Origin of the sequence: Bacillus sp. CD3-5, assembly GCF_006349665.1 — a bacterium.
Classification (GTDB): domain Bacteria; phylum Bacillota; class Bacilli; order Bacillales; family Bacillaceae_G; genus Bacillus_A; species Bacillus_A paranthracis.
This window is the reverse complement of the sequence record NZ_VEPX01000001.1, coordinates 94,113-116,677: the sequence shown is the minus strand read 5'-3', so window position 1 is coordinate 116,677 and position 22,565 is coordinate 94,113. Positions and strand designations below refer to the sequence as shown.

At 33.8% G+C, this 22,565-nt stretch carries 23 protein-coding genes and 1 pseudogene; 3 read left to right on the top strand and 21 right to left on the bottom strand.

Features of this window, described 5'->3' with window-relative positions; genetic code table 11:
* Nucleotides 1-67: 67 nt before the first annotated feature.
* The 5 genes from FH036_RS00605 to FH036_RS00585 form a co-directional block, all read right to left on the bottom strand.
* Nucleotides 68-3,415 carry a trifunctional glycoside hydrolase family 18/polysaccharide deacetylase/glycosyltransferase family 2 protein gene (locus tag FH036_RS00605; protein WP_139895153.1) on the bottom strand — a complete coding sequence of 1,116 codons (3,348 nt, stop codon included), beginning with the start codon at nt 3,413-3,415 and terminating at the stop codon, nt 68-70.
* A gap of 177 nt (nt 3,416-3,592) precedes the next feature.
* Complete coding sequence (locus tag FH036_RS00600) at nt 3,593-4,783, bottom strand: anti-sigma-I factor RsgI family protein (protein WP_139895152.1); 1,191 nt, start codon at nt 4,781-4,783, stop codon at nt 3,593-3,595.
* Nucleotides 4,773-5,495: an RNA polymerase sigma factor SigI gene (gene sigI, locus FH036_RS00595; protein ID WP_014481722.1), complete on the bottom strand. Its 723-nt coding sequence runs from the start codon at nt 5,493-5,495 to the stop codon at nt 4,773-4,775. Before sigI ends, FH036_RS00600 begins: the two co-directional genes overlap by 11 nt.
* A gap of 554 nt (nt 5,496-6,049) precedes the next feature.
* Nucleotides 6,050-6,811, bottom strand: a complete 762-nt coding sequence (locus FH036_RS00590; RefSeq protein ID WP_139895151.1) for a glycosyltransferase family 2 protein — start codon at nt 6,809-6,811, stop codon at nt 6,050-6,052.
* Nucleotides 6,812-7,153: 342 nt separating this feature from the next.
* The gene (locus tag FH036_RS00585; protein WP_070806573.1) at nt 7,154-7,807 is read right to left on the bottom strand and encodes a CPBP family intramembrane glutamic endopeptidase; all 654 of its coding nucleotides are present in this window, start codon (nt 7,805-7,807) and stop codon (nt 7,154-7,156) included.
* Between the two features lie 669 nt (nt 7,808-8,476).
* Here FH036_RS00585 and FH036_RS00580 point away from each other — a divergent pair.
* Entirely contained in the window at nt 8,477-9,067 is a 591-nt protein-coding gene (locus tag FH036_RS00580) for a TetR/AcrR family transcriptional regulator (protein WP_000169671.1), read from the top strand.
* Between the two features lie 244 nt (nt 9,068-9,311).
* Here the strand turns inward: FH036_RS00580 and FH036_RS00575 are convergent, their stop codons facing one another.
* The 8 genes and pseudogenes from FH036_RS00575 to FH036_RS00545 form a co-directional block, all read right to left on the bottom strand.
* Nucleotides 9,312-9,569 (bottom strand): DUF3963 domain-containing protein, encoded by a 258-nt coding sequence (locus FH036_RS00575; protein ID WP_001036211.1) that lies wholly within the window; start codon nt 9,567-9,569, stop codon nt 9,312-9,314.
* A gap of 287 nt (nt 9,570-9,856) precedes the next feature.
* The gene (locus FH036_RS00570; RefSeq protein ID WP_044793255.1) at nt 9,857-10,246 is read right to left on the bottom strand and encodes a hypothetical protein; all 390 of its coding nucleotides are present in this window, start codon (nt 10,244-10,246) and stop codon (nt 9,857-9,859) included.
* A gap of 92 nt (nt 10,247-10,338) precedes the next feature.
* Nucleotides 10,339-10,611, bottom strand: a complete 273-nt coding sequence (locus tag FH036_RS00565; protein WP_044793257.1) for a DUF4176 domain-containing protein — start codon at nt 10,609-10,611, stop codon at nt 10,339-10,341.
* A gap of 14 nt (nt 10,612-10,625) precedes the next feature.
* Nucleotides 10,626-10,817, bottom strand: coding sequence for a hypothetical protein (locus FH036_RS00560; RefSeq protein WP_000215399.1), 192 nt, complete (start codon nt 10,815-10,817; stop codon nt 10,626-10,628).
* A gap of 13 nt (nt 10,818-10,830) precedes the next feature.
* Entirely contained in the window at nt 10,831-11,634 is an 804-nt protein-coding gene (locus tag FH036_RS00555) for a WXG100 family type VII secretion target (protein ID WP_074603433.1), read from the bottom strand.
* A 373-nt stretch (nt 11,635-12,007) separates the two neighbouring features.
* A pseudogene (locus FH036_RS27590) lies at nt 12,008-12,386 on the bottom strand (ABC transporter permease); the annotation flags it as partial.
* Complete coding sequence (locus tag FH036_RS27520) at nt 12,361-12,540, bottom strand: hypothetical protein (protein WP_074603431.1); 180 nt, start codon at nt 12,538-12,540, stop codon at nt 12,361-12,363. The gene FH036_RS27520 and the pseudogene FH036_RS27590, both read right to left, overlap by 26 nt.
* Nucleotides 12,541-12,687: 147 nt before the next feature.
* Nucleotides 12,688-13,167 (bottom strand): GyrI-like domain-containing protein, encoded by a 480-nt coding sequence (locus FH036_RS00545; protein ID WP_000801044.1) that lies wholly within the window; start codon nt 13,165-13,167, stop codon nt 12,688-12,690.
* Nucleotides 13,168-13,277: 110 nt separating this feature from the next.
* Here FH036_RS00545 and FH036_RS00540 point away from each other — a divergent pair, with 110 nt between their 5' ends.
* Nucleotides 13,278-14,240: a helix-turn-helix transcriptional regulator gene (locus FH036_RS00540; RefSeq protein WP_044793259.1), complete on the top strand. Its 963-nt coding sequence runs from the start codon at nt 13,278-13,280 to the stop codon at nt 14,238-14,240.
* A 188-nt stretch (nt 14,241-14,428) separates the two neighbouring features.
* Here the strand turns inward: FH036_RS00540 and FH036_RS00535 are convergent, their stop codons facing one another.
* From FH036_RS00535 to hcp, 6 genes are all read right to left on the bottom strand, one after another.
* Nucleotides 14,429-14,800 (bottom strand): DUF805 domain-containing protein, encoded by a 372-nt coding sequence (locus FH036_RS00535; protein WP_001267895.1) that lies wholly within the window; start codon nt 14,798-14,800, stop codon nt 14,429-14,431.
* Nucleotides 14,801-15,092: 292 nt separating this feature from the next.
* Nucleotides 15,093-15,842 (bottom strand): ABC transporter permease, encoded by a 750-nt coding sequence (locus FH036_RS00530; protein ID WP_044793261.1) that lies wholly within the window; start codon nt 15,840-15,842, stop codon nt 15,093-15,095.
* The gene (locus FH036_RS00525) at nt 15,843-16,604 is read right to left on the bottom strand and encodes an ABC transporter ATP-binding protein (RefSeq protein ID WP_139895150.1); all 762 of its coding nucleotides are present in this window, start codon (nt 16,602-16,604) and stop codon (nt 15,843-15,845) included. It abuts the gene before it with no gap.
* Between the two features lie 155 nt (nt 16,605-16,759).
* A complete protein-coding gene (locus tag FH036_RS00520) occupies nt 16,760-17,101 on the bottom strand; it encodes a DUF1048 domain-containing protein (protein ID WP_000889650.1) in 342 nt (113 codons plus the stop codon).
* A 75-nt stretch (nt 17,102-17,176) separates the two neighbouring features.
* A complete protein-coding gene (locus FH036_RS00515) occupies nt 17,177-17,497 on the bottom strand; it encodes a PadR family transcriptional regulator (RefSeq protein WP_000429484.1) in 321 nt (106 codons plus the stop codon).
* A 423-nt stretch (nt 17,498-17,920) separates the two neighbouring features.
* Entirely contained in the window at nt 17,921-19,207 is a 1,287-nt protein-coding gene (gene hcp, locus FH036_RS00510; RefSeq protein ID WP_014481723.1) for a hydroxylamine reductase, read from the bottom strand.
* A gap of 239 nt (nt 19,208-19,446) precedes the next feature.
* On the opposite strand from hcp, the gene FH036_RS00505 reads away from it, so the two are divergent.
* Nucleotides 19,447-20,478, top strand: coding sequence for a hypothetical protein (locus FH036_RS00505; protein WP_044793265.1), 1,032 nt, complete (start codon nt 19,447-19,449; stop codon nt 20,476-20,478).
* Between the two features lie 433 nt (nt 20,479-20,911).
* Here the strand turns inward: FH036_RS00505 and bla2 are convergent, their stop codons facing one another.
* Both bla2 and FH036_RS00495 read right to left on the bottom strand, forming a co-directional pair.
* A complete protein-coding gene (bla2, locus tag FH036_RS00500; RefSeq protein ID WP_139895149.1) occupies nt 20,912-21,682 on the bottom strand; it encodes a BcII family subclass B1 metallo-beta-lactamase in 771 nt (256 codons plus the stop codon).
* Between the two features lie 138 nt (nt 21,683-21,820).
* A complete protein-coding gene (locus FH036_RS00495) occupies nt 21,821-22,558 on the bottom strand; it encodes a glycoside hydrolase family 25 protein (protein WP_138321478.1) in 738 nt (245 codons plus the stop codon).
* Nucleotides 22,559-22,565 lie beyond the last annotated feature (7 nt).

Here is a 22,565-nt window from a genome sequence, read left to right as displayed (position 1 = left end):
ACAGACGTATCTACTCTACACTCAGCTCACTAAAATCAATGAAAAAGAGAGCAGATAACCTGCTCTCTTAAGATGCCTCCTTATGTTCCGTAGAATGTTCTACACTTCCCACTCTCTTTAGCTTATTCCAACCTACCGCTATTCCTCGAATCGATGAGAATATAGATTTAACGACAACATAAGTCATAAATTGACGATAAATAAAGCGTTGTAAAATTAACCATACTAATGGTTTCGGATTCTCTTCCTCTAATTTAAATGCAAATAGAGATGCGAGAAGATCCATTAAAAAGAATACAAAATAAAATCCTAAAACTTTTAGCGGATCACTACTAAATAACCCCATAATCATTAATATATCTGCAAAAGGAGCAATAAATTGCAGAACATATTGGAATAACCACATGTTAGGCAATGCAATAAATCCTAACGTTTTTTGTTTTGTATGAAACAATGCTTTTCGATGTTTCCAAAGACATTGGAGTGTACCATATGACCAACGATATCGCTGTTTAATAAGACTTTTCACATCTTCAGGTGACTCCGTAAAAGCATAAGCTTTTTCTTCATATACAATTCTATGTCCTTGACGCAAAAATGTAATAGTAAGATCCGTATCTTCTGCTAATGTATCTTCGCTTAAATATCCAGATTTAACTACATTCTTCTTACGCCACGCCCCAATAGCCCCTGGAACGACTGTAATACAATTTAACTCATCAAAAGCTCTACGTTCTAAATTAAATCCTGTTATATATTCAACATGTTGCCAAGTAGTTAACAAGTTTCGTCTATTCCCTACTTTGACATTACCTGAAACTGCTGCTACATTTTGATCTTCAAAGTGTCTAACCATGAGAGAAATGGCGTCTTGCGCAATAATAGTATCCGCATCTAAAGTGACAATAATCTCTCCTCGCGATTGTTGAAACCCTAAGTTCATTGCCGATGATTTCCCGCCGTTTTCTTTCTGAATGAAACGAACTTTAGGGTGTTTATAAAATGTTTCTTGCATTACTTTTGACGTACCATCTGTCGATCCGTCATCCACAACAATAACTTCAAATTCTCCATACTTACTATCCAAAATTGAGCGAATTGTCTTAGCTATCACCTTTTCTTCATTATATGCTGCTATGACAACACTAACAAAAGGTTGGTAGGACGAATGAATAGTGCGAGATAGCGTTTTTCTTTTTTGCTTCCATGCAAAACAAATTAAGAATACGAATCGAAAAATCCCTAATCCAATAGCGATATAAAAAATAGTTGTTAATATATGTTTAAAGTATCCAGCCCCTGAAAAGACAGCTTTATTGTAAAGTAAATATTGCTCACCCTCAGAAGAAACTGGGGGCATAATTTCATCTCGTTCTTTATTCATTAAATCTGAAATTGTTACAAAACTATATCCATGCTTTTTAAGCTCTTTAATAATGATCGGCAACGCCTCTACCGTATGGGTACGATTCCCTCCCGCATCGTGGAGAAGAATAATATTTCCCTCTCCCTTATAAACGGGATTAAGAGCACGCTTTACTAATTCATTTGTTGATGGTGTTGCCCAGTCCTCAGGATCCACTTTTTCTGCTACCATTGTATAGTTCATATTTTGTGCCCGTAAAATTGGCAATATTTCATTTGAGGAATCCGGGTTAGCATCCGCTTCGTATGGTGGCCTAAACAAAACTGTAGAATGCCCAGTTATTTCCTGGATCAGACGTTGCGTCGTATTAAGTTCTACTTTTGTTCGTAGTAAAGACGTATCAGCTACGTTAGGATGCTTGAAAGTATGATTGCCAATTTCATGCCCTTCATCGTATATTCTTTTCACAATACTAGTATTTAGTTGTGCGTTTTCACCAAGTACAAAAAAAGCAGCTTTGATCTTATTCTCTTTTAATATATCTAAGATTTCCGGCGTATATTTCGGGTCTGGTCCATCATCAAATGTTAGTACTACTTGTTTCCCTTTCGGTTTTCCATATCGTTGCACTTCGTATGCAGATGGTAAGGATTGATATACTTCATCTGTAAGATAACCATCTTTACCTACTTTAAAATCTCTCAATCCATTTTGCTTTTCATTCTCAATCTGTAAAATTTCACCTTGTCCAGAATAATTTACTTCATCTAAACTAGTGATTTTATGTAATACATCAGGATTTTTTTGTGCCTCAATCGGATTTTCTAAAACTTTCCATATTGTAGGATCTTCTGCACCTAATCTCCATAACGCAAACCCCTTTGCATTGTTTTCCATTGCGATTTTCACTTGATTATAGAGAGTAACGCCGTCTAAGAACCAAGCAGTATGTTCTTTATCTCCTGTTTTATATCTAAAATAAGGATTTCCACTCATCTTATCCCATTGAATATTCATATCTGAATTATGAGCCATTGCCATAACTTCTGAAAAAGTTAAAGATTTCGCCGGTTCCTTACCATTTACTTTCCAATCATATCCATAGTTACCGAAAGCAACTACAAGTTTATTAGACGGAATATTCAGTTCTTTTAATGTGTGTTGAAACCATTTATTTGAAGCAATTGGTCCTGGCTCTCCCGCTCCATAGTGCTCATCGTACATCATTACAATCATTCGATCTATTATTTTTGCTAACGCACTATAATCAAAAGCCTTATCATTAGCTGGAACATCTTGTGTAACGAGCAAATCATGTTTATGAAAGACCGTAGTAAGTTCTTTCATAAAATTTGTTAAGTTTTCTCTATCACTTTCAGGTACGGCCTCAAAGTCAATATTAATACCCGCAAATCGATTCTTTTCAACTTGCTTTACTAAATCATTTATAAACTTTGTCTTTACATCATTTGAGGAATTCAGCAACTTATGAATTAGCCCACTATCCGGACCAGAAGCTTCCTCAGTATAGTTAGTTAGTAAAGGCATAATTTTCACTTGATTTTTTTCTGCTAACTTTACTATCTCAGGTTTTATCTCACTTCTAATCATTAAATCTGCTTTTAAATGATACCACTCTGGTACTAGCGTGGTTAATGAATCGATATTTTCTTTTAAAGAAGCGGTACTATTTTCATCCCAGTTTACATAAAAACCATACACTTCTTTACGTTGTTTACTATCCTTCAGCGAATTCACCAAATTTTTATTATCCTTCGTTTCGGTATTTGGTTTAAACTCTTCCTTCTTTAACTGCTGATCACTAAGTTTTTGATTAATTGGTACAAGTTTATTATCTTGTTGTACAGCGGTATTCATATTTGGAATTTCTGGTGTTGAAAAAATACTTTGAAAGAAAAAATAAAATACAATACTTACGCTAACTATTGAAATACATAGAAACGAAATAAACGCTATGTTTCTTCTTCCTTTCGGATCATAAAAAACAGGTTTTACTTTATCTTTCTCTTGTTGAATGTTTTTCTCCATTATATTTTTCACATACTCCTTCTTAATAGAACTATAGAATAATAAAGTGCAACTTTAAGCAGCCCAACTCCCACCTAACTTCTTTGCCCTAGCCAAATTTTGAGATGGGAGTTTTACTGCCCGCAATAGTGAGATCACTCCTTTTCACTTTAAAATGAATCTCCCACTCCTATATTTCTATTGATTCTTCTTTTCATTCCCTTGCTGGTGGCCTCTATTCTCTTGTTGAGATCCCCTACCATTGTTTCCTTGCTCGTTTCCAACATTTTCTTTTTGGGATCCTCTTCCATTGTCACCTTGCTGATTCCCATTATTTCCTTGTTGAGATTCCCTACCATTGTCACCTTGTTGATTCCCATTATTTCCTTGGGGTACTCTTCCGTTGTTTCCTTGCTGATTTCCATTATTCCCTTGTTGGGATTCTCGACCGTTGTTTCCTTGCTGATTCCCATTATTTCCTTGTTGGGATCCCCTACCATTATTCTCCTGCTGATTCCCTCTATTTTGTTGCTGAGATCCTCTACCATTGTTTTCTTTTATGTGCTTCGTTGGCTGTTCCTCTATTTTCTTTTGTTCTTTATGCTCTGGCTTCTCATGTTTTTTGTCTTTTACAGAAGACAAATCTGGCGCTACATCAGGAGATGAATCCGGCTGCGATTGCACCTCTTCTTCGTTTTCTACCGGATTAGACGGCGTGGCGGGCGGCGTAACCGATTTGTTCTTCTCATTCTCTTGCTTTATATAGACACCTGTGCCCATTCCAGCTTTTCTAGCATTCTCTCGTACTTGCATCGTGCTATTTTGATATTCGACTGTAATATGTTTTAGCTCATATTCTTTCTTTAATTCTTTCATTGCCTTTTCCAACTGTGGTTCTAACGACTTGTCCTTTGCAACAGCTGTTAGCATAACTTGCTTATCATTCGTTAAATACTTATCCTCTTGACTCTGCTTTATAATTGTACGTATTACTTCTTGCAATTGTTCATTTTCCCATTGCTTCAATTCTTTTAAAATACGTCTTCCATCATCATTACAAGCTTGTAAATCTATAACGCGAAGATCCTTCGTTACGCTCACCTCTAAACTTGGATTTATATCAACTGAGACGTAAGCAAATACTTTTTCTTCCGGTTGGTTGTAGAAAAATAACAGCGCACATAGAAAACAAGCAACAAGTAATGATGCCGGCTTTAAGAAATAAGGGATTGAAAAACGCGATGCTTTTTGTTCTTGCTCATCAAATGAAATTTCCTCTCCAATCATGCAAGAATCCCCTTTTCTTTTACACGTAATAAACTCTCCATTTGGCGTTAAAACAACTACGCTATGTTTTTTTATATCCATCACAATTCCTTTATTCATCATGCTTCCCTCCCCTTATATAATCAAGAATGTATGTATAGTTGTTTGCGAAGATAATACACATTGCAATGATATATTTTCTATGCCGCTCCAACGTTTTACGACTTACCCTAACACGCGGTTCAATATGTTTAAGCGGTAACTTTTTCTTCCGGAACAGCTCCTCCATCATTTCCTCTTCTTTTATAATCATCTTTACAATTTCTATTAAGTGTTCACGCGTATCACGATGCTTAGGAGATTCTTTAGCAAGCTCTGAAAATGTGATTTTAAACTCAGCTAACACACTTTGAAAATGAAGAATTTCTTCCTTACGGTTACCATTTTCTATTTCCTTCATATACTCCGTAAGCGATACTTGCATTTCTAACATTTCCTCTTGCTCATCTTCTTTTAAAAAGACAAGGTTATGCTTAGACTCCTTGCGTATATAGTCAATTACATCTCTTTTTATAAGAAGATCAGCAAACGCTAGAAAAGATTTCCCTTTTTTATATGAATACTGTTCAATTGCTTCGTTAAACGCAAACAATCCAATACTATATTCATCATCCTGTTCTGTAATATATCGGCGGCAGACAGACGAGATCGATTTTCTAATAAACGGCTGATACTGTACGATAAAAGCTTCTTTATCTTCTTCATTATTTTGTATGCTACATACGATATCTTCTATTTTCGGTTTTCTTAAGATCTTCATTACTAAACTCAACACGGGTAATCTCTCTCCCTCCTTCTGCTTGAAATAGAAAAATGGTCACTAAACAAGTGACCATTCAACCACATTTTCTTTAGGCTTGTCTTCTTGTTGTTCATATTTTTCAAAGCCAACTTTTCTATCGTTCTTATAGTTAGGCTTACATTCTACTCTACTTTCTTATTTTCTTCCGCTTGTTTTGCTTGCTCTGTTTCTATTTTATCTGCAATCCTTGAATAACTCTTCTCTATATCATTGGTAATTTCACCCTTTTATTTCGGATGCCCCACTTAATCTAGTAATTTTATTAACACGTCAGTATTCTTTCATAATCAGTTTTCTTCTATTTATTTTCTTCACTATACATATTCGGAGGAATATAAAGTTTTATGGGGGTCAAAAAATATTTTTATAAAAAAATAGATATTTATTTCAAAAATAAAAACCATTGATTTGAAAAAGGACTAATCAAATTGATGGTTTTCTTATCATATGTATTAAATTAAGTTAGGCTCTCATTATGTATAAGAAAATCTGCTGTTCTCACTATTTCCTGCCGCTTTTCTCCATCGTTATCTTTCTTGATTATCATAATATGTCTTATCTGCATACTTTTGATCATTTCCTTTTAGATAAGCTAATATTACTTTTGGATTTTTAAGTAAGGCCCAGTCTCCATATGTATCAAATCTTCTGCATGAAGTTATCATTCCATTTTTAATGGTACCGAATTTCTTATTATTTCGTTTTCCCCATTCTTTTAACCGTTTCGCGAAATCTGCATCTTCTGCCATAAGCATGTTTTCATTAAATCCGTTAATTGTCATAAAATCTTTTCTATAACACCAAAAAATCCCCACAGATATAGCTCCGTACTTAAAAAGTAAGGGAATTATAATTAGAATTGCAGAAAAGAATATTCCAAAAGACATTCTTTCGAACTTCCCATTCACCCCACCACCAATATATTTACCTGAAGATAAATATTTATCTACATTAGATAACAAAGACTCTGTCATTATCGTATCAGCATCTATAGTAACGATTATTTCTCCACTAGCTATTTCTGCCCCTGCATTTCGGATTTTAGATAAGTTTTTATCTTCATTTTTTAATGTAATACAATTATAAGATTTTGCTATTTCCTCTGTTTGATCTGTGCAACGATTTAAAACAACTATAACTTCCGTTTGTTCTTTATATGCCTCTGATGCTTTTGCAATTGAATCCAAACATTTTCTAATGTACTTTTCTTCATTATGTGCAGGGATTATAATAGAAAACTTCACATCTTTTTGTAAATCGCTTCCTGAAGATTCGTTTATTTCAGTCATGATATTCCCCCTTATTTTAGATAAATATCTGTTATACATAACATATATTAAAATTGATTAAGTTTTATTATAAAAAGAGTACTTAAAACAATATAGACATATTATTTTAAGTATAATAGGGCTACTATTAAGCTAACAAAACAAAAATTGACGTTGTATGAGCTTAACTTGTTTGCGAAGTGTTAGTCCCCTATATAAAAAAACCACAGTTTACACCCAAACTGTGGTTTTTTGAAGTACAAGGAATTACATGAATCATAAGTCACCGTCTAAATTGTACTCCTCATTTATCAATCTCTGTATCTAGTTTTTTAACTCTGTAACAGATGCAAGGCTAACTTCTTACAATATGAAACCAAGGCAATTGTTTAACATATGTATCGCTATGACATATGCAAGGGATCTTTTAGAAATTAGATAAGCAATAGTAAGTATCACCGCGCCTGGTAAATAAAATGCATAATCAGAAAGCTGGTTCGTATGAAGGAATGTAAAGATTAGAATCGAAATGATAGATGCAATAGCAGTACCAATATAATGTGAAAAGCGATTTATTAAAATATAACGAAATATAATTTCTTCAAGTATTGGACCTAGAATACCAAATACAAGCAATGTAAATATAAGAGGTACCTCCGCACCTGCTTCAAGGAGCTGTTCTTGGTTCTCTGGCTGATCAGTTGCTAGAAAATGCATAATAGAACTCTCAATAATCACCATAAGTAAAACCACCATAGGAATACTTACTATTTTCAAAATTGTTTTCTCTTTAAAATAAGTAAAACTTTGAATGATTTCTTTCCTAAAGAAAATTATTCCTACAATAGCAGGTACAGTAAAACCGATGGCACTAAGAAGAAATTCTGATTCAACTAAATTGACATTAGTTAAAAGTGATATGCCAAATAATATGAACAAGCTAATTTGAAATGGTACAAACAGTGTAAAGATTACTAACATAATAAGTTCTTTTTTATTCATTTTTATAAAGTTCATTTTATTATCCTTCCAATTAAATTACCTACAATCTTTGATTTTTCTTTCTTCATAAAGTTCTCCTTCCAAATATATTCATACAAGTTAACAGACCGAACGGTCCGGTCTGGAATATAATGATACTATAAGTTTCTAGTTTTTTAAACCCTTTTTACAAATGATTAATAAAATAGAAAAAAGAAAATATATTTATAACTCGCTTTCTTATTTACAATCAAATTCCAGTACTCATTAATTATTTCTTTTATAGAATGAAGTGATCAGGCCTTTACCTACAAGAACTGCGAGGGATATTATTGTATAAGAAGTGAAAGTGGGAGTAGTTCAAACAACTTAGCTAAACATATTGATAAAGATTATATATAATACTCATATGTCTATGCACTAAAATTAACTATATATTTTTACATCCTCTACGATTTCAGGTAAAATTAGTTGTCTAACATGACTAAATTAAACAATTGATCATGTTATTTTTGACAGAAAATTCATTTAAAAAATATAAATAATACAATTTGCTTAACCTCTGTCCAAACTGTATTGTTTGCGGTTTCCATAATATAGGGATTGATAATATATTTTGCTTCACACTTATTTATACTTACAAAAAATAGAGGGTAAACATTACCTGGGATATTAAGCTCGTTTTTATTAGGAGGACTACAAAGCATGACTAAAGTTGATACAGTAAAAGAAAAGATTATTGAAACATCTTTATATTTATTTAACACTAATGGGATAACTCGCACATCCATTCAGGATATAATGACAGCCACTGAACTACCGAAAGGATCTATTTATCGTAGATTCAAAAATAAAGAAGAAATTGTTCTTGCTGCCTACGACAAAAGTGGTGAGATTATGTGGAGCCATTTTCATAAAGCAATGGAAAATAAAAAGACAGCAATCGATAAAATCCTTGCAATTTTCCTTGTATATCAAGATGCAGCTCATAACCCCCCTATTGCTGGAGGCTGTCCATTGCTTAATAGCGCAATTGAAAGTACTGGCGTATTTCCAGAATTACAAAAAGCAGCAGCAAAAGGCTATGATGATACAGTAATGTTAATGGCTTCTCTCATAAAAGAAGGAATAGAGAAACAAGAACTTAAAGAAGAGATAGACATTATATCGCTCGCTTCTTTCCTTGCCTCTTCAATGGAGGGCGCTATTATGGCAAGTCGTGTATCTAACGATAATATACACCATCATTATTTTATTGAACAAATAAAACATCATCTTCTCTCTTATTCTAAATAAGTAAGAACTTGCATTGTTTTTATAGACTTAAATTAGATACCGCTCTCATAAACAGTATGTACTGTTTATGAGAGCGGTATTAGTTTTTAGCAAATATAGCTTTTTAACACTGTATATTGCCCATCTATTTTTCACTTTAAAAAATATCCACTTTGATGTCTTCATTTAAAGAATTATCTATCTCCTTTTCCCTACAGATGGATAAAATATTGGGCACTAAATGAACTTTCCCAGAAGTAAAGTTCTAAAAGTAACCTATCCATAGGGCTACTAAAACTACTACTAACAAAGCAAAACAAAATGTGATATTTCGAATCCACTTTTGTATATCATGAAAATACTTTTCTATAAATGCGGTATAAGTAGAAAGCATAAGAAGTAGCACAATGAAAGTAAAGGATCCCAATTTATCGTTAAATTTTTCATTAGTAAATGTGCTTACATGGAGGAAAAGAAAAACAAATGTTACTATGAATAGCTCAAATAATCTTTTTTTATTCACTCCGTCACCACCATACAAAAATCAACTTTTATTCCAGTTTATTAGAACATAATATGTAGTAGTATATGAATAATATATTCATGTCAAAAAAGGCTAACAATTCAAGATTGTTAGCCTTTACATTCCTTAATGCGGCCTTTTAAAATTTAACAAGCGAATAGATTCTTACTCCCAGACCATATACTCCTTTTCAAATAACAAAAAGACCAATAAATAAGTGACCATTCCTAAATTGATTTTCATGTCTGGATACCTAACCATTTTCGTCATTACTTTTCCTCTTCAATTTAAGATGATTTTTTCCACTCTATTAAAAATTTTCCACCATGTTCTTCTGTTTTAATTTTCACTTTATATCTATCGTCCTTAGGCACTTTAAGGCTTTTATCCTCTTTACCATTATTAAATTCTAATATCGTATTATCATTTGAATCCACAATATAAGCAACTACAGTTCCTTTCTTTGTTGTTTCATCAAAAGAAAACAACCAATTCTCTCCTTTTTTGACTTCCATATCACGACTTGCGGAACCAGTAAACTCTCTATAATCTCCTAATATTCTATTTGAAGAACTTTTTACTTTTCCACCAACAACTTTTCCTTCTCTAGAAGAACATCCACTGACAATTAATAAACAACAAGCTAATAACATTATACCTTTTAATATTTTCAATATTAACTCTTCCTTTACTAAAAAAATAAATCATACTAAAATGGCTATACTTGACTGGAAATATATCGAAATCAATAAACAATTATAGTTATAATTTATCTTTTTAAATCTTCACTCAATTTGATTTCCTCATCATTAATATATCCAGTAAAAACAATTTCCGATACATGTTCATGATTAAAAAATAAATTATATTCAGTTGAAATATTACCAATTGGATAATAACAAGCTACATAATCCCACTCTTCTTTAGTTTTAGAATCCATTTGCTTTCTACCATATATCATTACAAGTTGTTCCCAACTTTTAAATCTTACAACTGAGCCAATAGGTAACAATGTTTCCTTCTCTACCTCTGTTTTCACCATATCTCAACACCTCATTATTTAATAAAAAATTTACCGATTTTATATAAAATAAAAAAACTAATAGGAATTGTAATTAAGTATATTAAAGAAAAAATAATTTTTTCTTTAATATTATAAGTAGCATCAAAAAATGTTAATATTATAGTTCCAAAAAAACAAATAATAAAAAGAACTGTTAAAATTTTCTTTAAACCTTCTACTGTCATTCAATACTCCCCTTTATTTTACTTCTACCTCAAGAGCTGTGCCAACAAGACTTGCTCCTGGCCCCCAAGGAAGACTAATCTTAAATCCACTTGATCCAGCTTTCACTGAACCACCAACTTGTCCAAGTGTAGCTGCCCCTCCAATATGTAAATCATGATCTGTAAACGGAATAGGAAAATCTATACCAGTTTCATATTTTGCTAAAGACGCTTCTGCACCAAATTCGATATTAGTTTTATCTAATTTAGCTGATAACTCTACATTCGCCATACTTAAATTTGATTCACTTTTTATTTTTTTACCATCACCAAGGTCTTTTGAAACTTCAAAACCTACTTTAACTGTGTTATATGTCGCACTCGCTCCGGCTATTGTCCCTGCCTTTAATTCTCCACCTAAAGCCTTAGCTGAAAAGGGGCCGCTTTCTTCCTCATACATATACTTCGAATTTTCCTTAGTACTTAATACATCAGTTATTTTTTGTAATATCCCATTATCACTTGCACCATTACCAGCCGACATATTCTTTGCATTCCCTAAATTAACACCTTGATTATCAACTGTTTCAAATTTAGTTGCTATACGAATTAATTCTTCTTCAATTTTCTTTAAATGAGTAATATAAGATTCACAAGCCTTATTTAAAGTTGGTAATTCATTAAAAAAACTCAAACTTGATGCCCCTATCCACCTAGTTTGCAAATTAAAAAGTTCATTAAGTATTTTATTATGCCTATCTTTAGCTTCCCCTTGAGCATAACTAAAAGTTTTCGCTCTATTTTTTAGCTCTTCTGGAGTAATTTTTATTTCTCCCATTTATATTCCTCCCCCAATATACTACTTTTATATAATTGGGGATTTTTCAAAAAAAATCAAGATGTAAATAGCAATATGTTAATCTATTTTTTATTTTCAATATAATCACACTATAAAACTGCACACATAAATCCTATTTTATTCTTTAACATTATAATACAATCTTTATATAGTAATTCCAAGAAAGAAATACACGCTCAATTCTTTTTCCAGAATTATGTCGATCGTTTCATAGCATAAAGGTATTATACCGACAATCGTTACATTAAGAGGACAATAAATAATTAAAACACGGAAAATCTTCCCGTTCTTTTCTAAATATATATTATTTCAAAAGATTTATTTGCCACTGAATACCAATCTAATGGTACATTTACCCTAACTGACGTTTAAATGCCCTACTAGCAAAGAAGTAACCGACGCACCAAGCAAGCTTGATCCAAATATCATTTCCAACAAACCTTTCATATAAGAGAGCACGAATCGCCTTCACGATTGAAGTTACAAGCTGGTTCTCGGCGAACGCACAAACAATTATTGGCATAGTTTCGGTAGGAACAAAGACTGAACTGATACAGACTAGAAAAGTTAGCGCGTACGAGTAGACTGTCGCTCCTCCCATAGAATTCGCTGTCAGTCCTGGAACGATAGTCCACCATGTTAGCGCTGGAACGGAAGCCCATTAAAAGTGCAACGGGGATAACCACCACGATAGTACGTACATTATCAACAAGTGAGGTTAATACGTTTGCTCATAATACTGCTGATATAAAACATAAGAAATAGCACAAAGAAAGTAAAGGATCCCAATTTATCGTTAAATTTTTCATTAGTAAATGTGCTTACATGGAGGAAAAGAAAAACAAATGTTACTATGAATAGCTCAAATAATCTTTTTTTATTCACTCCGTCACCACCATACAAAAATCACCTTTTATTCCAGTTTATTAGAACATAATATGTAGTAGTATATGAATAATATATTCATGTCAAAAAAGGCCAACAATTCAAGATTGTTAGCCTTTACATTCCATAATCATATCTTTTATCACTTTACTTCCTAACAACCGGAATCCACATTTCACCAAACACTAAACCGTTTCTTTTCCCCATCTCAACCGTCGTATTTGGTCCACCAACATAAGCAAACTCATTTGCATCTGGTAAAGCCTGACCGAAGGCGATGCCAGTAAGCTTATTACTTAGCTCTTCAGCTGTTTTGTCTTCCCCTTTTACTACTAAGTATTCTCCCTTCGGAAATTGGATTACTCTAGATTCTTCTTCTATTTGTGCTTCTGTCATGACACCCGCATAATACATCATCTTGTTATTCACCGCTTCGCTCACAGAAAAAATGTAATCATTTGTAGCTAGAGCTTTTAAAGTGTCCAACCTTCCATCTTCTTTAACAGCCGACCAAAAGTCTTCCTTTTCTTTTTTTATTCCAACAAAATCTGTATATTCACTCTTAATTTCAGTTCCAATACCTAACACAATAAAGCTATCTTTTTCTTCAATCGTATAATTTTTCATATTCAAAACCTTCCTTCTTTTAAAATAAATCAAATGATTTATCTTTTCATCTGATGAGTTTATAATAACTTTAAATCATGTCAAAAAATGATACTGTTTAGGAGAACCAAATGAAAAAAGTTGAACGGATTAATACAATTATGCGGTATATCAACAACCGCTCCCACTTTACAATTTCAGAAATCATACGAGAATTTAACATATCACGATCAACAGCTATTAGGGACATTAGAGAAATAGAAGCTATGGGCATGCCACTTGTTGCTGAAGTTGGGAGGACTGGGGGATATTTTGTTATGCATAACTCTATCCTGCCCGTTGTTCGCTTTACTGATAACGAAGTGAAAGCTCTTTTTATTGCCTTTATGGCTACAAGAAATCAACAACTTCCCTATTTAAAAAGTCGTCAATCTTTAGCCGAAAAACTGTTAGGACTCATCTCAGAAACCCAGCAAGATGATATCGTTCTTTTAAATCAACTCTTGCTTTTTGAAGGGACCAACCCTCATAATCCTGATTTACTTGAGCTTTCTGATCTCCCCCATCCGATGTTAGAAAAACTCATCCAAATCCTTCTTTTGGATAGACATTTATTGATTACTGTCAAAGAAGAAGAGGAAATCCAGTCTTATCCAATTTATCTATTACATATTTATAAAGAAAAAAGCCATTGGATCATTGAAGGGTTTGATTTAAAAGAAGAAAAGAAGCTGCTGTTTCCTGTCGATGACCTTATCAATATCGAACCGTACACGACGAAAAAGAGGTTAAATAAGAAAAAGATTTTAGAAAAACTAAGTAAGAAAGACAAAATTATCAATCTTGTACTTGAACTTGGCCCGAAAGCAATTGCCCAGTTCAAAAAATACCACCCTTTCAAAGTTTCAATATCTTACACAAATCCTTACCAATCCACAGCCATTTTAAAAACATTTATCAATGTTAACAATTCCGATGAAGTGACAGAGATAACAAATTGGCTGCTTTTCCTAGGACAAGATATTACAATAAAGGAAATGCCTAAAGAAGTATTAAACGACTTACAAAAGCGGTTATGTTTATACTCTCCATAAGCAGTAATCGGTTAAACCTCAAAATATTGAGTTTCATTCGTTACCAGGTGACCATATTTTTAAATACCTAAGGAAAACAGTGTATTTGCTATCAATGCTGAACGAACCTTCTAGGAATAATACAACAAAAAAGGTGTGAACTAATTTTTAGTCCACACCTTTTTATATTAGAGTTTACTATACATACATTAAATTGCTTGTTTAAGATTTGAATGTGGATTTGGTCCATACTTATTCTCACCTTCATCACTTTCAATGATACAAAACACAAGTAGAACCGCTCCTCCAAATGGCACCAAATTTAATAGCTGCCACCATCCTGTTTTTCCACTATCATGTAATCGGCGAGCCTCCACCGCCAAAGTAGGAACGATGAAAATTGCTATATATAACAAGGTAATGTTGGCTCTTAAGTAAAAAGCAGACGAAGAATAAGAGGCCAAATATATTAATGACCAAAACGTAATCTTATTAAATAAAGTAAAAATCCAGTATTCTTTTCTCGTAGCTCTCCCACTAAATTTCGCATAGTTTTTGAGAGTATATAAATACCATCTCATTTGAACCTCTCCCTTTTCCCTCCCCTAAACAATGAGGTTATACATTATATACCTTATAAGTATAAATATAACATATTTAACCTCTATTTTTGTATAGAATATTCTGTTTCTTTTTAAGTTATTTTTGTGAAGCGTTACATACCATACTTCAAAGCATGTGTATTCGATTTATTATTCTCCTATTTACTTTAAAACTACTACAATTAAGCGAAGTATAAATGTATGATTAAAGCATGGAAAATCTTCCCGTGCTTTTTCAAAAATATATATGATTTCGGACGATTTATTTCACTTACCCTAACTGACGTTTAAATGCTTTACTAGCGAAAAAGTAAGAAATGATCATGATACCTACGCACCAAGCGAGCGCAATCCAAATATCGTTACCAACAGTTCCTTCATATAATAAAGCACGAATCGCATTCACGATTGAGGTTACAGGCTGATTCTCAGCAAATGCACGAACAATTTTTGGCATCGTTTCAGTAGGTACGAAGGCTGAACTAATAAATGGAAGAAAAACGAGTGGGTACGAGTATGCTGTCGCTCCTTCCATAGACTTCGCTTTCAGCCCTGGAATGATAGCCAACCATGTTAGCGCCAATGTAAACACCCCTAGTATCCCAGCTACTGCAAACCAATCTAGCATATTCGCACTGGAACGAAAGCCCATTAAGAGTGCAACAAGAATAACCACCACGATAGTAAGTACATTAGCAACAAGAGAGGTTAATACGTGAGCCCACAATATCGATGAGCGCTTAATAGGCATCGTAATGAAACGTGCCATCAGCCCACTCTTTACATCCGTAAATAGTCGAACGGAAGTGTAAGCTACACCGGATGCGATAGCCATTAGCAAAATTCCCGGCAATAAATAATTTACGTAGTTTTCCGTTCCTGTTTGTATTGCGCCGCCAAACACGTAGACAAATAATAGCATCATCATAATCGGTGTAATCGCTACCGTAATAATTGTATCCGGACTACGCATAATGTTACGCATTAAACGACCTAGTAATACCCCTGTTTTGCTTTTCATTTACATCTCCTCCTTTTTACCGATAATAGCAAGAAAAATCTCTTCTAATGTCGGCTGCTTCTCGATATACTCCACTTTAGCTGGTGGGAACATCTCTTTCAGTTCAGTAAGAGTACCTGTCGTAATAATTTTTCCGCCATGTAAAATAGCGATACGGTCCGCCAGTTGTTCTGCTTCCTCCAAGTACTGAGTCGTAAGCAAAATCGTTGTGCCGCTACCAGCAAGTTCCTTCACCGTATCCCAAACTTCAATCCGCGCTTCAGGATCAAGCCCTGTCGTTGGTTCGTCAAGAAAGATAACTGCTGGCGCCCCAATTAAACTCATCGCGATATCAAGTCGGCGCTTCATCCCGCCCGAATACTGATCTGCTCTCTGATTAGCCGCATCAGTCAGGCTAAATCTTTCAAGTAAATTGTTAGCGACTTGAGCGGGATTGGAAACACCACGTAACTTGGCGATCATTATCAAGTTTTCTTTCCCCGTCAACATGCCATCTAAAGCTGCAAACTGTCCTGTCAAACTGATACTTTGACGAACATGATCTGGTTGGCGATTGACATCAAATCCGCAAATACTTACTTCACCGCTCTCTTGCTTCATTAGCGTCGAAAGGATATTGACCATCGTCGTCTTTCCCGCTCCATTTGAGCCAAGCAGCGCGAAAATTTCGCCACGCTGCACTTTAAAATCCACTCCCTTTAAGACTTCTTTATCTTTAAAAGATTTTTTTAATCCTTTTACAGAAACCACTGCATTACTCATACTTTTTCCCCCTTATAAAATTAAATTACCTGCACCCTCTATTTAGTACCACTGATAATCTGTAGTACTTAGTAGTGATTTAAAAATATAACTGAATAGCGATGGCGGCAATTCACATTTGTAACCAGCTAATCAGTCGGTATTACGTATTGCATTTATTTTTTTCTCAATTTCTTCATAATACTTTCATTCAAATCTTCACGATACTTAGAAACATACGTTTTAGCGTTTGCCACTAGTTCGTCAGCAAAAGATGCCACATCTTCCCCAGTAATATCTAGCACTTGTCTGCCTTCCGCTGCACCAGCTTCAAACAAATCAATTAATTCGTACTGAATGTGCAGCATATCCATCCCGTTTCCGGTCGAAAAATTCCACATGTAATTTTGAATTTTCTTAAACACAAACTGATAGTCTTCTGGCAGTGCTGCAACACGTGCCATCATCATTCTGTACTCTTTTTTATCACCGATTAATTTTTTGAATATTTCTAACATATTATTTTCCTCCTTTTTTATAAAGCAGAACAAGAAACTCTCCAAATATGAGCCGAAACATTTTATATTATGAGGCTAGTTTGACTTCAAGACGTTAATTTTTGAAGATACAAAATCCCATTTTCTCCAAAATAATTCAAGCTCCTGACGACCAGCTTCATTTAATGAATAAAACTTACGAGGAGGTCCCATATCTGATGGTTTCTTTTCAATATTCACAAGCTTTTTCTTCTCTAGTCGTACGAGGATGGTATAAACCGTTCCTTCCACGACTTCGGTAAACCCAAGATCATTCAGGTGGCGAGTAATCTCATAACCATACGTTTCACGGCGGCTAATGATTTCCAGTACACACCCTTCCAGTGAACCTTTCAACATTTCAGTTAAATTTTCCATGTTCTGATCCTCCTTTACCCCCTATTCTGTCTGACTTATATTCAGTATCACAGAGTACTAAGGCGAATTTTTACTGAATAGCTTTTGAGTAAAACCAAACTATTCAGTATTACTTATTACAACTACATTGTATGACTAAGTAGCGGTACATGTCAACTGATTTTCAAATTTCTTCTAAAATCCGCTATTACCTATTATTTAGTGAAAAGTTTTTTAAGAAACAACACTACTCAGTATCACCTATTACAACTACATTGTATGACTGAGTAGTTGTAAATGTCAACTCGATTTTTATATTTTTCTAAAATCAACTATTACCCACCCCGATAAAAAAAGAAAATACCCCAAAACAATAATTCTATATTTTTGTTTTGGGGCGCTATAATCTAACTCTTCTTCTAAATAAAACAATTCATCCTCTTGTTACGATAACATCATATCCATATCTTCTGCTGCAGTTGTAATTAATTTTAAACCGAATGTTTCTTGTAATACATCGAGCACGCCAGGTGAAATAAATTCAGGCGCCTTTGGACCGATGCGAATATCTTGAATACCAAGACTAAATAGTCCAAGTAAAATGGCAACCGCTTTTTGTTCAAACCATGATAGGACAATACTAACTGGCAGTTCGTTCACTTCACATTGGAAAGCATCTGCTAAAGCAGCCGCTATTTTCACTGTAGAAATTGAATTATTGCATTGCCCTAAATCAATGTAACGCGGAATCTCTGTACCAGGTACAACACCATAACTCACATCATTAAAACGGAATTTCCCGCAAGAAGTTGTTAAAATAACCGTTTCTGGCGGAAGTGACGTTGCTAATTCACGATAATATTCTCCGCCTTTTCCTGGTGCATCACAACCTGCAATAACAAAGAAACGCTTAATCTTCCCTTCTTTTACTGCCTCAATAATTTCAGGAGCTAATGATAATACTGTATTATGATGAAACCCTGTTACTAACTGTTCATCCGAATCCATATGTACTTCTGGAAGTTCAAGTGCTTTTTGAATCAATGGTGTAAAATCATCATTTTCAATTTTTTGTACGCCCTCTAGTCCTGCAATATCATATGAAAAAAATCGATCAGAATACGATCCTTTAATTGGCATAACACAGTTCGTTGTCGCTAATATGGCACCTGTAAATTTTTCAAAAAGACGTCTTTGATCATACCATGCCTTACCGATGTTTCCTTTTAAATGTTTATATTTTTTCAGCTGCGGATACCCGTGTGCTGGTAACATTTCCGAATGCGTATAAATATTAATTTCTTTTCCTTCTGTTTGTTTTAATAATTCTTCTAACGCAAATAAATTATGGCCTGTAACTACAATAGCTTTACCTTCTACACGGTTTTGTGTAATTTGAACAGGCTCTGGAACACCAAAGTGATTCGTATGCGCCTCATCTAACAACTCCATTACTCGTAAAGCTGATTTCCCAACTTTCATAGCCATATCAACATGTTCTTGTTCATTAAAATTAGAATTGGTTAATGTCATATACAGTGCTTCTTGCGTCGTAGCATCTACAAAAGCATCCGTATACCCTAGCTGAGCAGCATGCGTACGATAAGCAGCAATTCCTTTTAATCCAAACACAATCGTATCTTGTAAACTCGCAATCGTTTCATTCTTACCGCAAACACCAATTACTTTACATCCGCCTGTTGGCGTTTGTTCACATTGATAACAAAACATGATCATCCCACCCTCTCCCAATCATTCCTTACAATCTAAGCATAATATCCATTGAAAAAAAGTGATGTGATATCAATCACAATAATATATAAAGATTTGTGACAGTTCACATTGTTGACATAATATTTTTACTGTATCCTGATATTTATACTTGCACTTGATTTATTCGCATCATATATCGGCACACTTTTGAAAATTTTTCCTTACTGATGGTACAATTAAAGTTATGGAGGGAGAATATGATATATATGATGTTTTATTACGGAACACTATTTCTTATACTCGGTATTGCAGTATTTCTGTTTATTATGGCTGGATCACGAAAAATTAGGAATAAAAATCTTTCATTCGTATTGATCGGATTAGGGATAAATATACTTGCAAGTCCAGTAGCATTTTTTATAGGGGTGATGGCGACAGATTCTCCGTATAGTACGAGACTAGATTTCTGGAAAGGATTTCTCTTTATTCAAGGAATACCTCTTTTCTTACTACTTATAGCTTTCATTTGGTGGCTTATTCGCCCGCCAAAAGTAACAGTTCAAACGAGTATTGAAAAAGAACTTGAACAAAATAGTAAAAGCACTAAGAAAAAAACGACAAGAGGACGTCTCATTACTGCCTTACGTATTGTAATTCCAATTATTTTAGTAGTAGGCTGTTTGTCTTACATTTTGTATTTACAGGACATTACACTTGAAAAGAGTCATTCTCCAAATAATAAAAATACGATTAAAGTAGTGAAACTAGATTCAGACTCTTCTCTTGGTCCCGCTCCCGTCAGAATTAAATACGGTTTATGGGAACATTTTGACACAAGTATTGCAAATGACGGGGAACGTCTCGACTCCTCAGATGTTTCCGTATATTGGAAAAACGATTATGAAGCAACGATAACACTACGAGGAAAAGAATCCGTACCTGAAGTTGTGGAATTTAACATATCAAATAAATCCAATGGTCCTGTTTTTAAAAAGGTACAAAAAGTGGTCAGTTCCTTTACCTTTCAAAAAAGTGAATCTCCAAACTTAATAAATATTATCGAGCTTAGAGAAACAATAAAATCAAAAGGACCAAGTACCACTTCAACTGTAAGAATCTATTATGGGAAAAGAGGTAGCATTTTAGAAAAATATAAAGAGGTCACCCTTAAGGAAATGTATACGACAGACAACTTCAATATCAATTGGATAAACGATGAACAAGTACAGGTAGAAGTAATAGAGGAAAATGTAGTAACAACTAGCCTCGTGATTGATGTGTCAAAGTAAGTTTTTTTCACATGTTATAACTGTTTGCTACCTAGCACTTGAGAGATACATAGTATTTACAAACAATAAGATTTATTGACATGATGAGCCCCTTCTTTATTTACAATACATTTACATTATCTTAACATCGTTTACATTATTTATATGATATATTTATATAGAATCTACTTAATAAATTTCATGTACATTGTTATCTTTATAATCTCTGATTTAATTAATAAGAGATTATGTTATATTTTCATATCAGGGGTGAATGAGGATGACTGAAACTTTAAAAACACTTATAATGCTTGATGCTACTTACGTTGTTATAGCAATTATGACAGTACTGGTATTTGTATACTTGGAATTAAAATCTCAATAACGTATGCAGGCTTCGCATTTAAATATAGTTAGAAGAAAGCGAGGAGAAAATTGTTTCTCCTCGCTTTTTTTATTTCAACAAATCCAATGTATGTAAAAGTAATCCTCTATCCCCTACTTCTCCATGACCAGGCACTACTAAATTTATATTTCCATATCGCTTCAGCACATTTTCAATCGATGTGGACCATTCATTTACATAAGCATCAGCAACGTTTCCTAAATCTTTCGAGGACGCAGATTTAACTAAACAGCCTCCAGCTAAAATTTGATATTGTGGCAACCAAACAACAATATTATCTTCTGTATGTCCCTTCTCTGGATAAAATGTTTCTACTTTCATATTTCCAAACTTCAACTTTGTAACGGTTTGTAAATCTCCAAGTGGTTCTTCATATCCATTTTTCTTTGCTAGTTCTGCAGTTAACGCTGTACTATGCGCTTTAATGCCTCTTTCTTTCAATGTTTTCATTCCACCAATTCGATCAGCGTGTGCATGTGTAATAATGACATCTGTTACGCGCTTCTTAAATTTCTTTTCTACCATCTCTATTAATTCCTTCGTTAACTTATCATCCCAAGAAGAATCGACAAGTACTAACCCTTTAGAAGTGGTAAGAACTAGACCGTTCGAAGGAACTGCTTCTCCGTTAAAATAACCTAATTCCGTATGAATCCATACATTTTTGTTTAACTGAGAAATCGAAATAGTTCCTGTCTCATTTTTTATTACTTTTTGCTCTACCGTTCGTTCTGCTTGTACAGAAGAAATTGTACTAACAAATTGCGTTGTTCCTAGTAAACTAACACATACCCCTAATTTTAATAATGTATTTTTCATTTTCTCCACCCTTTCTTTCAAACGAAATATTTATTACCTATATTAGACAATTCAGCTCAAATGTTTGTTCCATCTTTACTTGCATATTTTTTATGTATTTAACAAAAAAAGTGTACAACATGTTGTACACTTTAAAACTTAATCTTTCATTCCATAATTCTCAAACTCTTCCTCATTCCCATAAAATACATTTAAATCAATATACTTTTCTTTTCCATTATAACCATTTAATCTCCCGCGGTTCGTGTATTGCCAAAACGTCCATTTCCTCTCATCAGATAAACTCGGTTTTGTAAAGACACTGCGAATCCATATATCACATTGAAGATACGCATTCTTTATATACAAATCATATGCCTCTTGAGTTGCATACAATATTACTTTCTTACCGTAATGTTTTTCTAGCATTTCAATCATGACCGACAACTCTTTCGTAACATCTTCACGCTTAGGCGGATTATCTTTTTTGTTAGCGTAAAACTCAACATCAATTACGGGTGGCAGTGCTTGTTTATATTTTGGAACATTTCGTATAAATTGCTCTGCTTGTGTTTCACCCTTACTATCAAAACTAAAAAAATGATACGCTCCGACGCGCATACTTGTTTTATTCGCATTCGTCCAATTTTTAGAAAAGTACTTATCCACAAACGCGCTTCCTTCAGTAGCCTTTATAAACGCAAACTTCATATTTTGCTTTTCCAACTCTCTCCAATCTATATCCCCTTGATATGACGCAACATCTACACCTTTTATTTCATACTTATCCGCACTTATTTGATTCGGAATGAATATACCCTGAAAAACTAAGTAAGCGACAACACTCATTACACTAACTAAGATAAAGATTCCTCTTATAAAAAGCTTCTTTTTCACTAGTATC